Origin of the sequence: Streptomyces sp. NBC_01689 (genome assembly GCF_036250675.1) — a bacterium.
Lineage (GTDB): Bacteria > Actinomycetota > Actinomycetes > Streptomycetales > Streptomycetaceae > Streptomyces.
The window spans coordinates 1,517,029-1,537,486 of the sequence record NZ_CP109592.1 but is presented as its reverse complement, the minus strand read 5'-3'; the positions used below and the strand labels follow the sequence as shown (position 1 = coordinate 1,537,486).

The following is a 20,458-nucleotide window of genomic DNA, read 5'->3' as shown; positions in this document are numbered from 1 at the left end:
ACCCACACGATGAACACCGCAGTGCCCTCGGCACGGCGCCGCAGAGGACTCGTCACGGCGCTCGCCTCCGCGGCGATGCTGGCGCTGGCCGGCTGCAACGGAGGGGACCTCGTCTCCTACGACCTGCCGGCGAAGCCGGCCCGGTACACGTTCGAGACGAAGACCGACGACGTCAAGACGGTCTGGGAGTACACCTCGTCCGAAGCCACCAAGGACGACGCCCCCGAACTGAGCCCGTGCATGGGCGACGTGACCGGGAGCAACAAGGCGGCCTGCCGCCCGGAACCGCTGATCTTCCTGCGCTACGACTTCGGCCTGTCCCTCGACAACACCGCCGAGGCAGGTGAGGACCACGACATCACCGTCGTCGGCTACTACCAGCCACGCCTGACCGCCCTCCCCAAGGTGACCTCCCTGAAGGCGGAGACCACCTTCGACGGGGGCAGCACCTGGCACCGGGCGACCACGAGGGCGACCGGCAGGAACACCTTCACCACGACGATCGAGAACCCCCGGCGGGACCAGGCCGCCAAGGGCATCGGACTGAGGATCAGCGCGACCGACAGCCAGGGCGACACCGTCCGGCAGACCATCCCCACGGCGTACACACTGCGCTGACGCCCCCGCCGAACCGCCGGACAGGACGGGGCGGGACACGATCCCGCCCCGTCCACTCGTTCGGCACCCGCCGGTCGCGCCGAACGTGGCCGAACGGCCCACTACGCTTGGGTGCTCCGACGGGCGGTCGACGCCGTCCGGCGGGGTACGGCGCTCAGACTGCCGCCCCGGACCACCACCCTCAAGGACGGCAACCGAGTGTCTTTCTTCACCATTGGCCACCGCGGTGTCATGGCTGCCGAGCCGGAGAACACCTTGCGCTCCTTCCTCCGGGCTGAGCGGGAGGGGTTGGACGGCATCGAACTGGACCTGCACCTGAGCAAGGACGGCGAGCTGGTCGTCCTGCACGACGAGACCCTGGACCGTACGACGGACGGCTTCGGTCCGGTCGCCGTCCAGGAGCTGTGGCAGCTCAAGAAGCTCGACGCGGGACTCGGTGAACGCATCCCCACGCTGGAGGAGGTCCTGGACGCCGTCGGGCCGACGCTGCCGATCCAGGCGGAGATCAAGGACGTGGCCGCCGCCCGGTCGCTGGCCTCGGTGCTCACCGAACGCGACCTGCTGGACCGGGTCTCGGTGCTGTCGTTCCACGACGAGGCGCTGATCGAGATCCACAGCCTGCTGCCGCTGGCCCGCACCGTGCTGGTGGCCGGGCACAGCGCGCACGGCGACACCTTCGTCGCCCGGGCCCAGGAGGTCGGTGCCACCCTGGTCAGCGTGGAGCTGCGCGAGCTGAACCGGGCCATCGTGGCGAAGTGCGGCGCCGCCGGCATCGACGTGATGGCCTGGACCGTCAACGACGAGCGCGACCTGACGCTCGCCCGGACGCTCGGTCTGGTGGGCTGTGTGACCGACCAGCCCGACATGAAGCGGCTGGTCGAGGCCACGGCCCGCGCCTGAGGTCCATCACGCCCGGGCGTCGGCGCCCTCGCCCCACGGGGGACCTGGCTCTGACAGGGGCGCTGCGGGACAGCTTTCAGGAGCCGCCGCGCGACGTGGTGCGTGCGAAGGTCCGGCGAGCTTGCCGAGTGCGCGGCGGGCCAACGAGCGGGGAGCGTGTTCACGGTAGCCGTGAAAGGCGCGGGCCTCGGAGGGCTCGGCCCGGTAGACCGCGTCCGGGATGCCGGCCGCCCGGTCACGGAAGTGCGGATAGGCCAAGTACACCTGGGACCCGTCGTGTTCCAGGACGGCCGCCGCCTGCTTCTTCGACCGCGCGAACGCGGCCACGTCCAGGAGCAGGTCGGCGCGCTCCTCCGCCACGAGGTGGAGGCGCAGCCGCTCCCCGACCTTGAGCCGACGGGCGACTCCCTCGTGCCAGTACCTGCGAGCACGGAGACCCCGTCGGCCCGCAGATAGGCCTCCATCGTGAACAGGGCGTCCTCGCCGGTCCACAAGGACTCGTCGAAACGCATGGCATGCCGTTCGAGGAACGCTCGGCGGAACAGTTTCTGCGCGCTGAGCGCGAACTTGATACTGGACGTGAAGACGTCCGTGCGGCCCAGCGTCGCGTCCCACATCGTCCGGGGTGCCGTGCGGTTGACTCCTTCGACGCGCCCGAGGACCACGTCGGTGCCATGGCGGTCGGCCATCGCGACCATGCGCTCCAGCGCCTCGTGACCGAGCCTGTCGTCCGCGTCGAGGAAGAAGACGTAGCGGCCCGCGGCCTTGGAGAGTCCGATGTTCCGCGGGCCGCTGGGGCCACCGGAGTTGTCCTGCCGGACCACCGTGACCGGGAAGGCCGCGCGCTCCGCGAACTCCTCCAGATACTCGCCCGTTCCGTCGGTGGACCCGTCGTCCACCGCGACGACCTCGACACGGTCGGGCCCGATGGTCTGCCCCTCCACGGACGCCAGGCACTCGACCAGGTAGGGCATCGCCTCGTACGCCCCGATGACGACGGTCACATCAGGCTGGGACACGGTCACAACTCCCCCTGCTCGCAAGGTGGGTATCTCCGAGGTGGCCGACCTGACCGGCGGTCCACGGTGTGAATCAACCACGTTCGAACGCGGGAGAGGATTTAGGGCGCATGCGCACCCGAAAGGCTTTCCCGGACAGGTGCAAAGGTTGGGGCGTGTCGGTAAGAAGCCGAGTGAGCACAGGTGGGATGCCGAGGTTCCATGGCGTGATGTCCGGTCGGGGGAAGCGAAGTCGACCGTCGGCGATGAGCACGGGACATCCTTTCCGGACCGGCGGGGCCGCCCCGCCTCGGAACGGTCAGAAGGCGGAGCCGATTTCGTGCCGCGCGTGCGGGACGTTTCTCGACCCCGCTTTCTTCGCATCCGCCGGAATGCGGTACTGAAAGAGCGTGATGCGACCCTTTTCGGCGGCAACGGTCCGCGGCGCGATCGGCCTCTCGGGCAGGAACGGGGCCTTACACACGGTCTCCGGTCCGGCGCGCCTGGCGTGAGCGGAGCAGTTCGAGACCGACCGGGACGAGCGAGACGACGACGATCACCACGATGATCGGCAGGAGGTAGCGGTCGACATCGGGTACCGACGCGCCCAGGCCGTAGCCGCCGAGGACCAGGCAGATCGTCCACACCAGCCCTCCGACGGTCTGCCACAGGACGAAGGTGCGCGCCGGAACGTCGAGGACTCCGGCGAGCGGGTTCAGTACGGTGCGCACGATCGGCAGGAAGCGTGCCAGCACGATGGCCTTGGCGTGACCGTAGCGGTGGAGGATGTCCCCGGCACGGTCGGCGCCCTCTCGGATCTTGCGGGACTTCGTCCGGGCCAGGAACGCCGGACCCGCCTTGCGTCCCAGCAGGTATCCGGTCTGCGCGCCGGCGAGAGCCCCGGCCGCGGCGGCGACGAGGACCCATGGCAGCGACAGGCGGCCCGGCGCGGTCGCCGAACCGGCGCACAGCAGTCCGGCGGTGAACAGGAGGGAGTCGCCCGGCAGGAAGAAGCCGATGAGGAGTCCGGTCTCGGCGAAGAGGACGACGGCGATACCCAGGGTGCCGAAGGCGGCGAGCAGCGACTGCGCGTCGAGAAGGTTCACGGCGAGGTGCACCTGTGACGGGTCCGGGTGCGCGAAGGTCATGGACGGGCCTCTTCGTTGCGGGGGCGGCGGGGTGCGGGCGGCGGCCGTGCGGAGCCGGGCGCTCGAAGAGAGGAACGGTCCGCGGGCCTCTGATCCGTCTACAAGAGAGTAGTCGGTCTACAATACTGTAGACGACGCCGGAGTGTCGACCGGTTGGGGAGTGTTCAGCTTCCAGCCCGACCCCACCGTCCTGCAGGCCGTCGTGTGGGCCGTGTACGTCGTACCGGTGATGGCCTTCTTCCTGGCGCCCGCACGCCCCAAGCGGCCCGCGCCGGCCCCCGTGGGCAACCAGCCGGCCGCGCGGTAGCACCGCCGGGGTCACCGGCACGAGCGCCCACACGGAGGAAGGGTCGGGGTACGGAATGCGGGAGGCCGACCGGTGGCGGACGAGGAGCCGCCGTGGTCCGCGGGCATCGAAGGACGCCACGCGGGACCACACGGCCATCGCCGTCACAGACGACGCCCCGGACGGTCAGGATGTGACGGTCAGGATGTGTTCAGGTGTGCGGTGGCAGGGTCGGGTCCCATGACATCCGAGATATCCCATTCCTCCGCACTGTCCGGGGGCGGCGGCCCGGTGGCACCGTCCGCCGGGTCCCGCCCACGCTGGAACAAGGTGCCCGAGGTCACCGTCTACTTCTGGGTCATCAAGGTGCTGTGCACCACGGTCGGGGAGACCGCGGCGGACCTGCTGGCCGAGAAGGCCGGACTGGGCCTGACCGGGGTGTCGGTGCTGATGAGCGCGTTGCTGGCGCTGGTCCTGGTCGTCCAGTTCCGCACGCGGGCGTACCGGGCCGGCGTCTACTGGACGGCCGTGGCGCTGATCAGCGTCGTCGGCACCCTGATCAGTGACAACCTCACCGACAACATGGGCGTACCCCTGGAGACGAGCACCACCGTCTTCGCGGTGCTCCTCGCGGTGGTGTTCGCGGTCTGGTACCGGCGTGAGCGGACACTGTCCATCCACCACATCGACACCACCGGCCGCGAGGCCTTCTACTGGCTCGCCGTCCTGTTCACCTTCGCACTGGGCACGGCGGCGGGGGACCTGGTCTCCGAACGGATGAACCTCGGCTACTGGCTGTCCGCGGTGCTCTTCGCCCTGGCGATCGGCGCTGTCGCCGTCGCGCATCTCGCCCTCGGCCTCAACGCCGTGTGGAGCTTCTGGATCGCCTACGTCCTGACCCGTCCGCTCGGCGCCTCGATCGGCGACTACCTGTCCCAGCCGACCGGGGACGGCGGCCTGGGCCTGGGCACGGTGGTGACCAGCGTGCTCTTCCTGGCGGTGATCCTCGCGATGGTGGTGTATCTGGGCGTCACCCGAAAGGACATCCGCGAGCCACGACAGGCGCGGCAGACCGTCTGATCCTTCATCTGACAGACATTCAGGATGTGTTCAGACATTCTGTGCGAGAGTCGACCGGGCCGGCCGTCGTCTGCGGCCGGCTCAGCTCGGCAGAGCGCCCGCCGCGCATCGGGGCGGGCGCTCTGCCGTTCGGCCCGACAGGAGCACCACGATGGAGAAACCGGAGATTCTCACCGACGCCGAAGTGCCGGGCGCGTCGACGACGGTCATGACGGTGGCGAGAAAGCTGCCCGAGGTCACCCTGGCCTTCTGGATCATGAAGATCGCGGCGACGACCCTGGGGGAGACGGCGGGCGACCTGTTCGCGCAGACCCTGGGACTCGGCTACTTCCTCACCACCGTCGCACTGTTCGCGATCTTCGTGGCGACGCTGGTCGTCCAGCTGCGGTCCCACCGCTACAACCCGTTCTTCTACTGGACCGTGATCCTGTCGACCAGCATGGCCGGCACGACGATGTCCGACTTCATGAACCGCGACGCCAGCGCGAAGTACCTCTCGGGCGGCGCCACGTCCCTCGGCTGGGGACCCCAGGGCCTCGGCCTGGGCTACCCGGCCGGAGCCGCGATCCTGATCTCGATCCTCCTGGCGATCTTCCTCGTCTGGAAGGTGAGCGGACTGACGTTCCAGATCCGTGAGATCGTCAGCTTCCGCGCCGAGGCGCTGTTCTGGTCCGCGATCCTGGTGTCCAACACGCTCGGGACGTCCATGGGGGACTTCCTGTCGGACAGCTCAGGTCTCGGTTACGCGGGGGGCGCGCTGCTCGTGACCGGGCTGCTCCTGCTGCTTCTCGCGCTGATGAAGGCGCCCGCCGTCTCGAACGTGCTGCTGTTCTGGATCGCCTTCGTGCTCACCCGCCCCCTCGGCGCGACCGCGGGAGACTTCCTCACCAAGCCGGCGGCCAAGGGCGGTCTCGACCTCGGTACCGGGGGGTCGTCCGCGGTCCTCCTCGCCCTCCTCTTCGCCCTGATGGCCTGGGCCCAGGTGCGGGAGCGCAGGACCGTTCCCGCGCGACCGGCCGCCGGCCAGGAGCGGGAGCGGGTCAGCCGGCAGGCAGGGTGACCGTGAACCTGGCGCCGGGCGCGTGCCCGGGGTCGTGGACGACGTCACCGCCGACCGCACGCGCCAGCCGGCGTGCGAGCGGAAGTCCCAGGCCGGCGCCGTCGTGCCCGTCGGCACCGTCGGCGCGCCGCCCGGGACGGAACAACTCGCCGACGAATCCGGCCGGTACGCCGGGACCGTCGTCGACGACGTCGATGCCCACCGCGCCGGACATGCGCCGGGCGGACACGGTCACCTCGGACCGCGCGTAGCGGGCGGCGTTGGCGAGCAGGGGACTGAGGATGCGTTCGAGGAGGGCGGGCGCGACCCCGGCCCGCAGCTCCGGCGTGCCGTTCTCCAGCACGGTCGTGGTGTGCTCCGGCGACTCCATGTGCCGGAGCAGGCGTCTGAGGACGGGCAGGACGTCGGTGGTGCCGGGGACGGTCGCCGGGTTCAGGGTGCCCTCGCGTGCCTCGTCGAGGAGGGTGTCGCAGATCGTGCGCATGGACTGCGCCGCGTCGGCCACCACCGTGTGGGACGCGCGCGTCTCGTGGGCCGAACGGGACCGGGCCCGAAGCCAGTCGAGCTCGATGACGATCCGGGTGAGCGGGGTGCGCAGTTCGTGGGACAGCTCGCCGGTCAGCTGCTGCTCGTGCCGCAGCACCGTGCGTATGCGGTCCAGGAGGGCGTCCAGCGAGGCGCCCAGGCGCGCCAGTTCGGCCGGGTGGTCCTCGGCGCCGAAACGGTCGTCGGAGCCGACGGCGCTCCACTGGGTGGCCTGGTCGGTCATGGTCCGTACGGGACGCAGGGCCCGGCCGACGGCCAGCCGGGTGAGGACGTAGGTGCACCCGAGCATGACGGCGTCCAGCACCAGGGACCCCACCAGCAGGGCGTCGGCGGAACTCCGGTACGGACCGAGGGCCAGAGCGGCGACGACTCCGGCGCTGCGGCGGCCGGGGACGGCCAGGGAGCACAGCAGGACCGGCTGGTGCTTCTGGACGGTGGTGGTGCACGCGTTCTCGTGGTGTGCCGCCAGCCGGTCGGCGGCCCGGGTCGTCGCGTCGCCGGCCGCGGCGGAGGGCGGCTTCTCCAGCCGCCGTCCACCTGCGTAGATCCACACATTCGTGTCGAGGAGCTGGTCGTCGGAGGCCTCCCGGACGCGCACCCGGGAGCCGCTGGTGTCGACCGTGGTGGCGACCGCCGCCGCCCGGCTGCGCAGTTCGCTGTCCGCCTGGTGCTGCAGATGCCGGTCCGTCACCACGTTGAACGCGACGGTCAGGACCGTCATCAGCAGCGCGGCGGTGGTCAGCGCCACCAGCGAGAGCCGTCCGCGCAGCGTGCGCGGGACCAGACGGCGCAGGGGGCCGGTCATGACAGACGGTGTCCGATCCCGCGGACCGTGCCGAGGCTCAGGCCGCTGCCCGCCTCGCGGAGCTTGCGGCGCAGCCGGGTCAGGTACTGGTCCAGGGTGTTGTCGCTGACCTGTGCGCCGTCGGGCCAGCCGGCCCGGACCAGGTCGATGCGTCGTACGAGTGCGCCGTCCGCCGCCACCAGCGTGGCCAGGATGCGGAACTCCGTCGGCGACAGGGCGACCGGGGTGCCGAGGACCGTCACGGTGTGGCCCACCGCATCCAGGACCAGGTCTCCACGGGAGGTCGCGGACCGTGGCGCGGCCCTCTTCAGGGCGGCTCTCAGGCGGGCGGCGAGTTCGGCGAGATGGAAGGGCTTGGGAAGATAGTCGTCCCCGCCGGCGGAGAACCCGGACAGCCGGTCGGAGAGTTGATGGCGGGCGGTCAGGAAGATCACCGGACCCGGGAAGCCGTTGGCCCGCATCGCCTGGCACACGTCCCGGCCGTCGGCGTCCGGCAGCCCGATGTCCAGGACGGCGGCCGAGACGGCCGGGGTGGCCAGCCGCAGCGCCATGGCACCGTCGGTGGCGAGCACGGGCTCGAAGTCGTCGGACAGCCCGCGGCGCAGCGCGTCCCGCAGCACGTGGTCGTCCTCGACGATCAGGATCTTGGAACGGATGGGGTCCTCCCTGGACCGGGCGGGGTGTCGTGTCCGCGATCGACGATCCGGGCCGCGACCGCGCCGACGCGCGCGGGCACCCGCGGGCCCCGGCCGACGACGGGCACCCACGGAGCCCGGCCGGTGGCGGTCGGCCGGCCCGGGACGGCGTCCGGGCTCCGGAGCGCTTCCGGGAAGGCGGGGGCCGGGTTCGCCGGCGCGCGTCCCGGCCGAGCGGGCGGAGCCGCGGCGCGGACGCACGGAACGCCGAGGACGTCCGCCCGCCGCACGGGAGCCGCGGACCCGCGGAGGGCGGGGGAGGAGGCCGGGTGCGTCGAGGCGGCCGTAGGGATCGATGGGGCCATGCGGTCGGAAACCCTCTCTGCGGACCGGCTGAGCCGCGTGCACGACACGGTGACGGCCGATCGCACACACGTAGACCGTCTACTGCACTGTAGACGATACGGGGGCCGGAAACCTTCCTGACCGAGTGCGCTCCGGCACTTGCCGACGCGCGTCACCGGTGATCGCTCGGCCGCCTCAGGGGGCGGGCCTTGAGGCCGGCGCCGACGACCCCCTGGTCAAACCCTTCTCGTTGACCGTGCTCCTCGCCCGCCTCCGTGCTCATCTGCGCCGCCGGGTTCCCGGCTGCGGCCCGCACCCGAGGAGGGCGCGGGCCGCAGCCGTGAGGCCCGCGGACTGTGGGCCTGCGCCGTCGGCACCGGGATCGCCGCCGCCCACGACGGCCCGGACGTGATCCAGGCCGTCGGTCACAGCCTCGACCTGGACGACGACCACCCCGACCCCACGCCCGCCCAGGAAGGCCACCACTCGTGACCGCCGCCCTCGCCGCCGTGCCCGCCCTCGCCGCCGTGCCCGCCCTTGCGGCCGCTCACGCCGCACCCGTCGTCTCCACCTTCGGCCCGCTGCGCAACCGCGCCGTGCCCCGCCTCTCGGGCCGGGGCCGCCGGGACCACATCGCCCTCACCTTCGACGACGGACCCGACCCGCTGTCCACCCCGCACTTCCTGCGCCTCCTGGCCGAGCGCCAAGTCCGGGCGACCTTCCTCCTGTTGGGTGGCGAGGCACACCGCTCGCCCGGTCTGGTCCGCTAGATCGCGGCGGCAGGACACGAGATCGGCGTGCACGGCCGGCTGCACCGGCCGTTGCTGCTCCGCGGCCCCCGCGCCACGTACGAGGACTTCGCCCGCGCCGGTGACACCGTCGCCGACATCACCGGGCGCCGGCCCGCGCTCTTCCGGCCCCCGTACGGCGTGATGTCCACCGCCGCCCATGTCGCCGCCCGCCGCCTCGGTCTCACGCCCGTGCTGTGGACCTGCTGGGGCGAGGCCGGGACCGCCCGCGCCACACCAGAGTCCGTGCACCGCACCGTGACCTCCGGCCTGGACGGAGGCGGCACGGTCCTGCTCCACGACTCCGACCGCACCTCCGCTCCGGGTGCCTGGCGCTCGGCCTTGGGCGCTCTGCCCCGCATCCTCGACACGTGCGGGCAACGAGGCTACGAGGTAGGCCGGTTGTGTGACCACGACTGGCCCCGGCGGGCCTGACACCTCGCGGGACCACCGCCCGCGTCCACCGGACGGCGCTCCGAACCCGACTGCTCCGCGAACTCGTCGGTCGGCCGGACGCGGCAGCTCTTCGAGCCCGGCCGATGCGCCGGTCCCGGCGGCGAGCGGGCCGGAGTGGTCCCCGGCTGCCGCCGCCACCCGCGCCCACTTCGTCCGCGGATGACGACCCATCAGGAGCTCGCGTCCGGGCCCTGCTTCGTGGCCGGTGTGTCCGCCGGCCCGCCGGTCCGGTGACGGCGGATCCGCCCGGCGCCGCCGGATCACGCCAGGCCGTCGTGCTGGATGTCCTTGCGGGAGACGGCCAGATAGCCGACGAAGCCGAGAATGGTCACCGTCCAGGACAGCGTGACCGGTCCCAGGCCGAGGGCGAGCCCGCCCCGGTCCCGGCCGACCGCCATCCAGTCGGCGACGGAGGCGCCGAGCGGCCGGGTGATGACGTAGGCGGCCCAGAAGGCTCCCACCGCGTTCAGGCCGCCCCAGCGGTGAGCGATCGCGGGAACGGCGATGGCGAAGCCGTACACGACGGCGGACCCCAGGTATCCGAGGCCGATCGTGGCGGTCAGATCCCCCGCGGCGGTGCCCAGCGCGAACGTGGCGAGCACGGCCGCCCAGTAGAAGGCCTCCCGGCGCCGCGTGTGGATGCTGTGGATGGACAGCGTGCCTTCGCGGCGGTACCAGAGGAGGAAGACGGCGGCCAGCGCGGCCATGAAGAACGGTGTCGAGAGCGCGTACGGCACTCCGAGACCCACGTGCAGGACATCGGCGGCCATCGTGCCGAACACGCTGACCATGACGATCGCCGTCCAGTAGATCCAGGCCATGTACCGCCTGACCGTGAACTGCACCGCCAGGGCCGCCACCAGGGCGACACCGCCGAGGCCGACGGACGGGACGGGGCCGAGCAGATGGGCCAGGAAGTCCGAGGCCGTCTCTCCCATGCCGGTCGTCAGCACCTTGATGATCCAGAAATAGACGGTCACCTCCGGCACCTTGCTCGCCGCGTCACGGATGTGGCCCGCGGGCCGGTCGTGTGTGAGGTGATCAGTCGTCATGGCAGGGACGATGACACGGCACCCGGCAGGTGTCCCAGACCCCTTTGCCAGAGTTTTGGCGCTTCCGGTGGAGGAGTTGTCCAAGGACTCCCCGAGCCTGAACACAACCTGAACGCGGGGGCGGATGCGCTGGTCAGCGGCGTGCGACCGGTGGTATCAGGGGTCCTCCGGCACCATCGCGAACGGCGGTCGCGGCCGTCCTTCCCGGGGTGACGACCGTGACGACGGCGCTCTGGATGTCCCGCAGCGCCTTGCCGGGCTCGACGCCCGGCTCCCGGGCCGGTCGGCCGCGGGTGCGGTGGTAGTGGTCGAGGGGTTCGGCGGAACGGCCGCAGCGGTGCAGGGCGAGCATCAACTGGCCCGCCAGACGCTCGTCCAGGGGGTGGGCCTCCGCGCGGGCCGACGGTTCCGCCGGGAGAGTGGCGTGCCGCCCCAGACGTAATCGCAGATCGACCAGGCCCAGACTTGCCGCATGCCGTTCCTGGACGAGGGTGTCGCGCAGGGCTTTTGACCAGGGGGTGTCGAGGGTGGCGATGGGTCCCGCGCGCCACAGCCGCGGCGTCTGCTCGAACAGGGCGGCGGCCTGGATGTCGTCGTCGGTGGCACGGGCCCGCGTCAGGAGGCGGCGGAACCCGTGCAGGTCCACGGATACGGTGTCGGCGGTGGTCAGGGCGTATCCGCCGGCTGTCGTGCGATGGCAGCCTTACGGGTGCCGGTGAGGGCCTGCCTCAGGCGGGAGGGGTGACCGCGCAAGGCGGAGACCGCCTGCGGCGCGTCCCGGTACGGCCCGACCGTGAGAGGGCCGCTGCCCTGAGCCCCGGCCGCGGACATCGTGGTGCCGAGGCCGTGGTGACCCCCGGCGCCTCGGTCACCGCCGACCCAGGGGGCCGCCAACCTGACCGTACGGCGGGAGTTCACGGGGTGACGCTCAGCGCCGTTCGCGCCAGCCCGCGCAGCCAGGTGTGGGCGGTGTCGGTGTCGTAGCGCTGATGCCACGACAAGTACACGGGCGCCGAAGGGAGTTCGACGGGGAGAGGGAGCAGGGTCAGGCCGAGTTCGGCGACCGAGGACCGTGTGGTGGCCTCGGGGACGCTGACGACGAGATCGGAGCCGCGCGCGAACTCCAGCGCGGCTGCCTCCGTGGGCGCGCTCGCCACCACCCGGCGGGTGAGACCGAGCCGCGCGAGGGCCTCGTCGACGGCGTTGCCGAGGTTGCCGCGTCGCGAGACGGTGACGTGCTCGGCGGCGGCGTACCGCTTCGCGTCGACGGTCCGGACACGGGTGAGCGGGTGCCCCTGCCGCACGACGACGACGAGCCGGGTGTCGCCCACGTTCTCGGCGCGGATGTCCGGCGCGCTCGGACGGTTGGCGTTCGCCTCCAGGTCGACCTCGCCGCGCCGCAACTCGGCTGTGTCGGTGCTCGATTCGGCGAGGAAGCGCAACCGTACGCCCGGCGCCTGCTCACGCACGGCCGCGAGGAGAGCGGGACCGCTCAGCGCGACCAGGGAATCGTGCCAGCGGAGGGTGAAGGTGCGCTCCAACGTCGCCAGGTCGAGTTCACGGCTCGGCGCCAGCACCGCCTGGACCTGGTGCAGCAGCTCGTGCACCTGGCCGCGGACGGCGATGGCGTACGGCGTCGGGGTCATCGTGTGTCCGGTGCGCACCAGGATCTGGTCCCCCGTCGTACGCCGGATCCGGCCCAGACTCCGGCTCATCGCGGGGGCGGTGACATGCAGGCGTGCGGCGGCACCGGCCACACTGCCCTCCTCCAGCAGCGCGTCGAGCGCGGAGAGCAGATTCAAATCCAATTGCATGGGAGTAATCCTAGGCGTGCCTGACATGCATTTGAAGTTAATTGAGGGGCTGTATAGCTTCGAGACCAGAGCAGAGCACGGCGCACGACGGAACGCGCGGCTCGGCCCGACCGGCCTCATCCCCCTCCTCACTCGGGAGCACCGCCATGTCCGAACCGTTTCAGACCCCAGCCCCAGCCACACCCGCCGCGGACGCCTTCGCGGCAGCCGCTTCCGGCGCGGTCACCCCCGCCGCATCCGACGCCGACCTGCTCGACGGGACCGCGAGCGCCGTACGCGCCGCGGGTTCGGCGCTGCGGGAGCGCTTCGGCGAGGTGGTCCGCTACCGGACGCGCGAGGAGCTGATGCGCGCGCTCGCGGCCAACGACGACACGGCCCTCGACATCCTGCGTCCCCGTCTCGCACGGCTGCGTCCGGACGCCGGCTGGGTGGAGGACGAGCTGGACGGCGGCGCGCTGCCGCCCGGCGAATGGTGGGTCGTGGATCCGGCCGAAGGCAACGTGAACCACCTGCACGCCCTGCCGGAGTGGGCGGTGACCGCCACTCTCGTGCGCGAGAACCGGCCGGTGCTCACCGTGGTCCACCTGCCGCTGACCGGCGAGACCTACACGGCGCTCGCCGGTGGGGGCGCCCACCTCGACGGCCGCCCGTTGAGCGTCTCCGGGACCATGGATCTCGGCCTGGGCATCGTGGCCACCAGCCAGGCCCGGCCCGACGAGGACGAGAAGGTCGTGCGGCGCGTCGGCTCCTCGATCACCGCGATGCTCTTCGACGCGCTCGTCGTCCGCACCGCGGTCCCGGCGACCCTGCACCTGCTGAACGTCGCCGCAGGACGGATCGACGCCTTCTGGCAGTTCGCCGGCGCCCGCGCCGACCTGCTGCCCGGGGCCCTGCTCGTCACCGAGGCGGGCGGACGGATCTCGGACGCCGAGGGCCGCCCCTGGACCCCGGAGAGCGAGAGCTTCCTGGCCGCCGCACCCGGCGTCCACGCCGACGCCGTCGCCACCCTCTCGCGCTGACCGCGCACCCCGACCCGCGCCCACGGAAGGACCTGATCACCATGACCACGATCGCAGTTCTCGGAAACGGCCGCGTCGGCGGCAACCTGGCCACGGCCCTCACCCGGGCGGGACATGAGGTGACGGTGGCGGACCGCACGCCGGGTGCCGCCGCCGACGCCGCCCGGACGGCCCGGGTGGTCGTCAACGCCACCCCGGGCGCCGGCTCACTGGACCGGCTCGTCGCCCTGCGCGAGGAACTGCGCGACAAGATCCTCGTCGACGTCTCCAACGCCACCGTCGACGGACCGGACGGGCTGCCCGCCGAGCTGATCCACCCCGGCTCGAGCCTCGCCGAGCAACTCCAGGAAGCGCTGCCCGGCACGCGCGTCGTCAAGACGCTCAACACCATGCTCTTCCCGGTGATGACCGCACCGGCCATGCTCACCCAGGCGCCCGACGTGTTCCTCTCCGGCGACGACGCCGAGGCCAAGCAGACCGTCCGCGAACTGCTCGGCGACCTCGGCTGGCGCACGGAGTGGATCACTGATCTCGGCGGGATCCGGACGGCTCGCGCCACGGAGGCCGCGATCCTGTTCGTACCGCACGTGATCAGGTCCAGCGGATTCACCCCCTTCGCGATCTCGATCGCCCGCTGATCCGGCCGGGGAAGTCATCCCCTTCCAACGCGCTCGCGAGGTGGGAGTTGGAGTGAGGCAACTGCACCACGACCGCTGAGGAACGGCACCGCCCGGCTCCGTACGGAGCGAGGCGCCGACGACGTGGAGACCCGGCTGCGAAGCAGTGCGTACGTACGTGCCGCGTGCGCTCACCCTCCGCCGGCCAGAGTGACCCGTCGCGACGCGGCGGAGGTGAAACCACTCGACGGGGGTAAGCGAGCGTCACGACGCGGGGCGGGCCGACGCGCTGCTTGAGGGAGAGTCAGCGGATGGAATTCGACGACGACGCCGCCCTGGACACGTCCGAGGTGCAGGACAACCGGGGCGGAACGCTGGGCGGCATACCCGGCGGCGGGAAGACCGTCGGCGGGGGAGTGGTCGGGCTCCTGGTGCTGGTCGCCTCGCTGCTCTTCGGCGTGGACCCGGGCCTGTTCGGCTCGGACGGGACTGATTCCTCGCCGGGCACCGGTACCGGAACGGGAAGGTCCGCCGCCGACCTGGAGGCCGACTGCCGCACCGGGGCGGACGCCAACCGCAAGGAGGAATGCCGGATCGTCGCCGTGGTCGACAGCGTCCAGGAGTTCTGGAAGCAGACGGAGACAGCAGCCGGCACCTCGTACGAGCAGGCCCCGACGTTCCTGTTCACCGGCAGCGTGAACACAGGCTGCGGCAACGCCACTTCCGACGTCGGTCCCTTCTACTGCTCCGCCGATGACAAGGTCTATCTCGACCTCGGCTTCTTCGACGACCTGAGCAGCAAGTTCGGTGCCCGGGGCGGCCCCTTCGCCGAGGCCTACGTCATCGCGCACGAATACGGGCACCACATACAGGACCTCAGCGGCACCCTTTCCCGTGGCAGCGGCCAGGGCCGGAACAGCGGCTCGGTGAAACTGGAACTCCAGGCGGACTGCTATGCGGGGGTGTGGGCCCACCACGCCACGACCACACCTGACCCCGGCAGCGGAAAGCCACTGATCACCAAGTTGACCCGGGACGACATCGACCGCGGGCTGGACGCGGCCGCGGCCGTCGGCGACGACCGTATCCAGCAGCGGTACCAGGGCAGGGTCACGCCCGACACCTGGACCCATGGCTCCGCGAGCCAGCGCCGCCAGTGGTTCTCCACCGGCTACGGCTCGGGCGGCGTCGACCGGTGCGACACGTTCGGCTGAGGACCGTACGCCCTGCTTCTCGACCCTGCGCGCACGCCGGCGAAGACCACCGCCCCGCTCCGGCCCCGGCGCGCGGGGGACCGGGCGGTCGTCGACAGGTCGGTCGCGTGCCCGCCCCGGGATCAGCGGCTGCCGCGCGCCGTGTTCGGTGCGGGCCACCAGGGCGCGTCGGAGATCGGGGTCGCCGGTGAACCGGTGAGCCGGGGGACGACGTCGGTGACCGCGGAGATCTCCCCCTTCTCGATCGCCTGGTACCACGAGATCCAGGTCTCGATCTGTTCCCCGCTCATGCCCTGTCTCCATCGCCGTGCGAAGGCTTCCTCCAGACTCTCGGGCTCGTAGCGGTAGGGCCGGCCGGTGGCCGCGGCGATGCGCGTGACCGCCTCCTCGAGGGTGACGGCCTCGGGCCCGGTGATGTCGAGGGTGGCTCCGTCGTGTTCGGCGGCGGGAGCCTGGTCGAGGACGACTTCCGTGATCACGTCGGCGATGTCCTCGTGGGTGACGAAGGCCGCCCGGCCGGTGCTCGCGGGGCCGCTCACGACGAGTTCCTCGTCCGCGAGCGCGGCCGGTGTCGCCGTGTAGAAGCCCGCCCGGAGCACCGTGTGGCGGATCCCGGCTCCCGCCAGGAACTGTTCGGTCAGCCACTGGTCGCGGGCATTGGTGTACGTGGCGACGGGCGACGCGCCGACGAGGGACACGTACAGGACCCGGGTCACGCCGACCGTGATGGCGGCCTCGACCACCGAGGCGTGTTCCTCCAGACGCCGCCCCGTGCGGTGTCCGGACACCAGGACCAGGGTCGACGCGCCCTCCAGCGCCTCGCGCATGGCGGACGCGTCGCCGTACGCGGCCGGACCCCGTCGCTCGGCGCCCGGAAGTTCGGGCATGCGGTCGGGGCTGCGCCCGACGAGGAGTTGGGGGACGCCACGGTCGGCGAGCCGGGCCGCGACCCGGCTGCCCAGTGCTCCGGTCACTCCGGTGACCGCCACAGGGGCGTCACGCCGGTCAGCCATGGTTTTCCCTCCAGCCAGGCCGCGCTCTGTCGCGGCATCCCTGTTCGCCGTCCCTTCCGGAGACGACGTGAACGGGTCCGGTCGCCGTCCTCCGGCGTGTCCCACGCATGCCCCGCGGTCCGTCGGTGCGGTCCGCTCAGGAGCCGGATCACCGCCTCGGTGTGGCGGTCCGGCGGCGCGGCGAGTCGTGGGAGCGAGGTGCCGCGCCGAAAGCGCCGGCCGGTCGGACCCGGACCGCTGGGATGCGGGTGCGGGTGGTGGGCCGCCGTGGTTGTCCCGGGCCAGGGGCAGGCTTCCTGCGGCTTCTCACGCACCTCCGCGCGGCGGCCGCGACGGGTCCGCGATCGGCCTCCGTTCCTGCCCGATCTACGGACCGACGTCGTGCGCGTCGTCGCGGGCCACCGGGACGACCGCCCGACGTCCGTCCGCGTGGACGCCGTCTTCTCGCGCCGGACGGATCGCCCCGTAGAGAACGGTGTCCACGGTCGCGCGCAGCAGATCGGCCGCGCTCCAGTCGAGCTCGCGCGGCAGCTGCGAGGTGACGAGACGCTCCAGCGCGCCGCGGGTGATCTCACTCAGCAGCTCTGGCGGTGCCGGCAGCACACCCCGCCGGTGCCCCTCGCGGAACAGTTCGTCGAGCCGCCGGTAGACCACCGCGTCCATACGCTGCTCCACGTACTGGCGGAGCATCGCGTCGCCTCGTCCCGTCGCGAGCTGAGCCGCGCCGATGCGGCCGAGTTCGCCGCCCGCCGCGATCAGCAGCCGCTCGACTCGCACTTCGAACGGCTGCCCCTCGGCCTCCTCGGCCGCCATCAGCGTGCGTTCCACCGCCGCGAACTGCCGGTCCAGTACCGCGGTCAAGAGACTGCGCTTGTCCGGGAAATGACGGTAGATCGTCTTCTTGCTCATCCCGAGTTCGCGGGCGAGTTCGTCCATGCTCACCCGTGCGAAACCCGACGCGAAGAACAGCCGTCCCGCCGCTTCCACGATCACGTCGGTACGCTGACGGTCCTTGTCGGAAACTTCCAAAACCGGGTTGGTTTCCATGGTTTCTAGGTTGGGCCCCCGCCTGGGCGCTGTCAAGGCGTCCCTCCTGATGAGGAGGCGGAGGGGCGCCACGGGGCGAGCCGCGGACGCGCAGGGTGGAGGGCCGGCGGGTGTCGATCTCCACCCCTGGTTCCACCCACGGGTCCAGGCGTGGGAGGCCGGGAGTCAGCAGTCTTGAGGGCATGACAACGACCGACTGGATCACCGACATCGCCCTCGTCCTCGTCGTCTTCCGGCAGCTGCGGGAAGGCCGACTGGACCTCAAGTCATTCCTGATCCCGCTGGGGATCGTGGCCTTCGTGGCCCACACGTACCTGGACAGCGTGCCCACGGCGGGCAACGACCTGGTGCTGATCGGCACACTGGCGGGCGTGGGCGCGGTGCTCGGCGTCGCGGGCGGCGTCTACACCCGCATCCGGGTCGCGAGCGGGCACCTGCTGATCAAGGCGGGTGCGGTCTCGGCGATCCTGTGGGTGGTCGGCATGGGCGCGCGGATGGGCTTCCAGCTCTGGGTCCAGCACGGGGGGTCGGACGACGTGGCCCGGTTCAGCGTCGCCCACCAGATCACCACGAGCCAGGCATGGGTCGCGGCGTTCGTCCTGATGGCGCTCACCGAGGTCGTCACGCGGCTCGCCACCATATTCGTACGGAGCCGACTGGTCGCCGGGGAACCGACGCCGGCGACGACGCGCCCCGCCCCGGCCCTCGACCGCACGGCCTGACGCGACCGTACGGCCTGACGGTGGGCCACGGTCACGCCGAACGACCGCGGCGACAACGGCCCCTTCAGGTGGCGACGCCGAGACGCAGGATCAGGCCGGCGTTTTCCCACCCGGCCCGGATCCCCGCCGAACGACCGCTCGCCACGCTCCAGGGCGACGCGGCCCCCGTTCCTCGTCAGCGGGCCGGGATGTCTCCCCGCGAATCTTGCGGCCCGGTGGCGGGTCCCGGTTCGCCGAGGGCGCCCTACGGCTGCCGGGGCGAGGCGAAGGCCGCGCCCGTCGGGTGGGCGGCGGTGAAGAGCGCGCTCACGGCGGCGCGGACCTGATCGCCGACGATCTCGAGGGTGGAGGCGTCGAGCTTGCCGTCCAGGTGCAGGAAGGCCAGGCCATGGACGAGGGCCCACACCGCGGTCGCCAGGGCGCCCGCGTCCGAGTCCGGGAACGTGGAGCGGACGATGCTCCGGACGTACTCCGAGATGACCGCGGTCGCGGCGACGCGTTCCTCGCTGGCCGGGTCGCAGGGCTCGGCGAACATCGCCCGGAACAGCGCGGGATGGTCGAGCGCGAACCGCACGTAGGCGACGGCGACGGCGGCCAGTTCGCCGGGCGTCGAGGGGTGGGGGTGGGCCGCGGCCAGGTCCGTCGCGAGTTCGCGGTATCCCTCGGCGGCGACCGCCGAGACCAGGGCGTCGCGGTCGGCGAAGTGGCGGTAAGGGGCGGTCGCCGACACTCCGGCCCGGCGGGCCACCGCTCTCAGTGACAGGCCGGCGCTGCCGTCCTCCTCCAGCAGTTCCCGCGCGGCGCGCAGGCAGGCGGCCCGGAGATCTCCGTGGTGGTACGCGGTCGCTTGCGGCACAGCTCACACTCCCTCATGTTTACGCCGCTTACATTCTCGTCTAATGTGAACGGTGCACACATTGTATGGGATGGAGAGGGAAGAAGGTGACTCGGATGTCCGGCGAGCTGTTCACGCCGCTGCCCCTGCGCTCGGGGCAGGTCCTGCGCAACCGGATCGCGAAGGCGGCGATGGAGGAGAACATGGCCGGTGACGGCCAGCTTCCCGACGAGGAGCTGCTGACGTTGTACCGGCGGTGGGCCGCCGGGGGAGCGGGCCTGCTGATCACCGGAAACGTCATGGTCCACGCCGAGGCGCTGACCGGTCCCGCGGGCGTCGTGCTGGATGAGGCCGCGCCACTGAAACCGTTCAGTGAGTGGGCCAGGGCCGGGAAGAGCGGTGGCGGGGCGGTCTGGATGCAGATCAACCACCCCGGCCGGCAAGTCGGGTCGGACATGCCGGGGGTCGTGTGGGGGCCTTCGGACGTGGGTGTCGACCTGGGCAGGCACAGCCGTCGCTTCGGCCGTCCCACCGCGATGACCGCGGAGCAGATCAAGGCCACCGTGACCCGCTACGCGATCACCGCGCACCGGGCCGAGACGGCGGGCTTCGACGGCGTGGAGATCCATGCCGCACACGGATACCTGCTGTCGCAGTTCCTGTCCCCCCTGGTCAACAAGCGCACCGACCGGTGGGGCGGACCGCTGGAGAACCGGGCGCGGATGCTTCTGGACGTCGTCCGCGCGGTGCGGGACGCCGTGTCGCCTTCCTTCGCGGTCGCGGTCAAGCTGAATTCCGCGGACTTCCAGCGCGGCGGATTCGACGCCGACGACGCCCGCCAGGTGATCGGCATGCTCGAACCGCTCGGCGTCGACCTGGTCGAACTGTCCGGCGGCAGCTATGAGAGCCCGGCGATGTCCGGCCGTGCCGCCGACTCCCGCACGCAGGCCCGCGAGGCCTACTTCCTCGACCTGGCCAAGGACCTCGTGCGCACCAGCCCGCTGCCGCTGATGCTCACCGGCGGTATCACCCGCCGCGAGACGGCCGAGACGGTCCTCGCCGGCGGTGTGGCGATCGTCGGGATGGGGACCGCGCTCGCCGTCACCCCCGACCTTCCCGACCGCTGGCGCCGCGGCCGGGAAGCCGACCGCGGGCTGCGGCCGGTGACGTGGTCGGACAAGGCCCTCGCCTCCGCCGCGAGCATGGCCCAGGTCCGCCACCAGATGCGCCGGATCGCCCGCGGCAGCAGGCCCACGCCCAGCACCCATCCCGCCCTGGCCCTGCTCGCCGAGCGGCGCAGGCAGCGACGCGCCCTGCGCCGCTACCGACTCTGGCTGACCGGGCCGCGCACGACGCCGCCCGGCGGGGCGACCACGAGAAGTTCCGCCGCTACGCCCTGAACGGCGTCTTTACAGGCCGAGCAACGTCCGTCTCCAGGCCCTTCAGCGTCCGACGACCGG

19 protein-coding genes and 3 pseudogenes are annotated in these 20,458 nt (G+C 71.9%); 12 read left to right on the top strand and 10 right to left on the bottom strand.

Features of this window, described 5'->3' with window-relative positions; translation table 11 throughout:
* Positions 1–9: 9 nt before the first annotated feature.
* A complete protein-coding gene (locus OG776_RS06570) occupies positions 10–618 on the top strand; it encodes a hypothetical protein (RefSeq protein ID WP_148011600.1) in 609 nt (202 codons plus the stop codon).
* 198 nt (positions 619–816) lie between these two features.
* Positions 817–1,518, top strand: a complete 702-nt coding sequence (locus tag OG776_RS06565) for a glycerophosphodiester phosphodiesterase (protein ID WP_148011601.1) — start codon at positions 817–819, stop codon at positions 1,516–1,518.
* Positions 1,519–1,524: 6 nt separating this feature from the next.
* On the opposite strand, the pseudogene OG776_RS06560 reads toward OG776_RS06565, so the two are convergent.
* Both OG776_RS06560 and OG776_RS06555 read right to left on the bottom strand, forming a co-directional pair.
* Positions 1,525–2,543, bottom strand: a pseudogene (locus tag OG776_RS06560) (glycosyltransferase family 2 protein).
* A gap of 449 nt (positions 2,544–2,992) precedes the next feature.
* Entirely contained in the window at positions 2,993–3,664 is a 672-nt protein-coding gene (locus OG776_RS06555; protein ID WP_148011602.1) for a DedA family protein, read from the bottom strand.
* Positions 3,665–3,806: 142 nt separating this feature from the next.
* On the opposite strand from OG776_RS06555, the gene OG776_RS06550 reads away from it, so the two are divergent.
* The 3 genes from OG776_RS06550 to OG776_RS06540 all read left to right on the top strand — a co-directional run bounded on the left by OG776_RS06550 (position 3,807) and on the right by OG776_RS06540 (position 6,090).
* On the top strand, positions 3,807–3,971 hold the full coding sequence (locus tag OG776_RS06550) for a hypothetical protein (RefSeq protein WP_443077215.1): 165 nt from the start codon (positions 3,807–3,809) through the stop codon (positions 3,969–3,971).
* 219 nt (positions 3,972–4,190) lie between these two features.
* Positions 4,191–5,030: a COG4705 family protein gene (locus tag OG776_RS06545; protein ID WP_148011603.1), complete on the top strand. Its 840-nt coding sequence runs from the start codon at positions 4,191–4,193 to the stop codon at positions 5,028–5,030.
* 151 nt (positions 5,031–5,181) lie between these two features.
* Complete coding sequence (locus tag OG776_RS06540) at positions 5,182–6,090, top strand: COG4705 family protein (RefSeq protein WP_148011604.1); 909 nt, start codon at positions 5,182–5,184, stop codon at positions 6,088–6,090.
* Here the strand turns inward: OG776_RS06540 and OG776_RS06535 are convergent.
* Both OG776_RS06535 and OG776_RS06530 read right to left on the bottom strand, forming a co-directional pair.
* Positions 6,071–7,441: a sensor histidine kinase gene (locus OG776_RS06535; RefSeq protein ID WP_148011605.1), complete on the bottom strand. Its 1,371-nt coding sequence runs from the start codon at positions 7,439–7,441 to the stop codon at positions 6,071–6,073. The two genes, OG776_RS06540 and OG776_RS06535, sit on opposite strands and share 20 nt — an antisense overlap.
* On the bottom strand, positions 7,438–8,097 hold the full coding sequence (locus tag OG776_RS06530) for a response regulator transcription factor (RefSeq protein ID WP_148011684.1): 660 nt from the start codon (positions 8,095–8,097) through the stop codon (positions 7,438–7,440). The genes OG776_RS06535 and OG776_RS06530 overlap by 4 nt, the downstream gene beginning before the upstream one ends.
* A 526-nt stretch (positions 8,098–8,623) precedes the next feature.
* Between OG776_RS06530 and OG776_RS06525 the strand changes: the two are divergent.
* Positions 8,624–8,734, top strand: a pseudogene (locus tag OG776_RS06525) (DNA-binding response regulator); the annotation flags it as partial.
* Positions 8,735–8,777: 43 nt separating this feature from the next.
* A pseudogene (locus OG776_RS06520) lies at positions 8,778–9,644 on the top strand (polysaccharide deacetylase family protein).
* Between the two features lie 281 nt (positions 9,645–9,925).
* Here the strand turns inward: OG776_RS06520 and OG776_RS06515 are convergent.
* The 3 genes from OG776_RS06515 to OG776_RS06505 form a co-directional block, all read right to left on the bottom strand.
* On the bottom strand, positions 9,926–10,717 hold the full coding sequence (locus OG776_RS06515) for a COG4705 family protein (RefSeq protein WP_148011606.1): 792 nt from the start codon (positions 10,715–10,717) through the stop codon (positions 9,926–9,928).
* Positions 10,718–10,850: 133 nt separating this feature from the next.
* Positions 10,851–11,363, bottom strand: coding sequence for an AfsR/SARP family transcriptional regulator (locus OG776_RS06510; protein ID WP_187285800.1), 513 nt, complete (start codon positions 11,361–11,363; stop codon positions 10,851–10,853).
* 268 nt (positions 11,364–11,631) lie between these two features.
* The gene (locus OG776_RS06505; RefSeq protein ID WP_148011608.1) at positions 11,632–12,531 is read right to left on the bottom strand and encodes a LysR family transcriptional regulator; all 900 of its coding nucleotides are present in this window, start codon (positions 12,529–12,531) and stop codon (positions 11,632–11,634) included.
* Between the two features lie 146 nt (positions 12,532–12,677).
* Here OG776_RS06505 and OG776_RS06500 point away from each other — a divergent pair, with 146 nt between their 5' ends.
* The 3 genes from OG776_RS06500 (at position 12,678) to ypfJ (ending at position 15,381) form a co-directional block, all read left to right on the top strand.
* Positions 12,678–13,550 carry a 3'(2'),5'-bisphosphate nucleotidase CysQ gene (locus tag OG776_RS06500; RefSeq protein ID WP_261994750.1) on the top strand — a complete coding sequence of 291 codons (873 nt, stop codon included), beginning with the start codon at positions 12,678–12,680 and terminating at the stop codon, positions 13,548–13,550.
* A 41-nt stretch (positions 13,551–13,591) separates the two neighbouring features.
* Positions 13,592–14,188, top strand: a complete 597-nt coding sequence (locus OG776_RS06495; protein ID WP_148011609.1) for an NADPH-dependent F420 reductase — start codon at positions 13,592–13,594, stop codon at positions 14,186–14,188.
* A gap of 290 nt (positions 14,189–14,478) precedes the next feature.
* A complete protein-coding gene (gene ypfJ / locus OG776_RS06490) occupies positions 14,479–15,381 on the top strand; it encodes a KPN_02809 family neutral zinc metallopeptidase (protein ID WP_148011610.1) in 903 nt (300 codons plus the stop codon).
* Positions 15,382–15,503: 122 nt separating this feature from the next.
* Here ypfJ and OG776_RS06485 read toward each other — a convergent pair whose 3' ends face one another.
* Positions 15,504–16,394, bottom strand: coding sequence for an NAD(P)H-binding protein (locus OG776_RS06485; protein WP_148011611.1), 891 nt, complete (start codon positions 16,392–16,394; stop codon positions 15,504–15,506).
* 366 nt (positions 16,395–16,760) lie between these two features.
* The gene (locus tag OG776_RS06480; RefSeq protein WP_148011612.1) at positions 16,761–17,441 is read right to left on the bottom strand and encodes a TetR/AcrR family transcriptional regulator; all 681 of its coding nucleotides are present in this window, start codon (positions 17,439–17,441) and stop codon (positions 16,761–16,763) included.
* A 182-nt stretch (positions 17,442–17,623) separates the two neighbouring features.
* On the opposite strand from OG776_RS06480, the gene OG776_RS06475 reads away from it, so the two are divergent.
* Positions 17,624–18,163: a hypothetical protein gene (locus OG776_RS06475; RefSeq protein ID WP_148011613.1), complete on the top strand. Its 540-nt coding sequence runs from the start codon at positions 17,624–17,626 to the stop codon at positions 18,161–18,163.
* A 244-nt stretch (positions 18,164–18,407) separates the two neighbouring features.
* On the opposite strand, the gene OG776_RS06470 is transcribed toward OG776_RS06475, so the two are convergent.
* The gene (locus OG776_RS06470) at positions 18,408–19,019 is read right to left on the bottom strand and encodes a TetR/AcrR family transcriptional regulator (protein ID WP_329319470.1); all 612 of its coding nucleotides are present in this window, start codon (positions 19,017–19,019) and stop codon (positions 18,408–18,410) included.
* A gap of 95 nt (positions 19,020–19,114) precedes the next feature.
* Between OG776_RS06470 and OG776_RS06465 the strand changes: the two genes are divergently transcribed.
* Complete coding sequence (locus OG776_RS06465) at positions 19,115–20,398, top strand: NADH:flavin oxidoreductase/NADH oxidase family protein (protein ID WP_329319468.1); 1,284 nt, start codon at positions 19,115–19,117, stop codon at positions 20,396–20,398.
* The last annotated feature ends 60 nt before the right edge of the window (positions 20,399–20,458 follow it).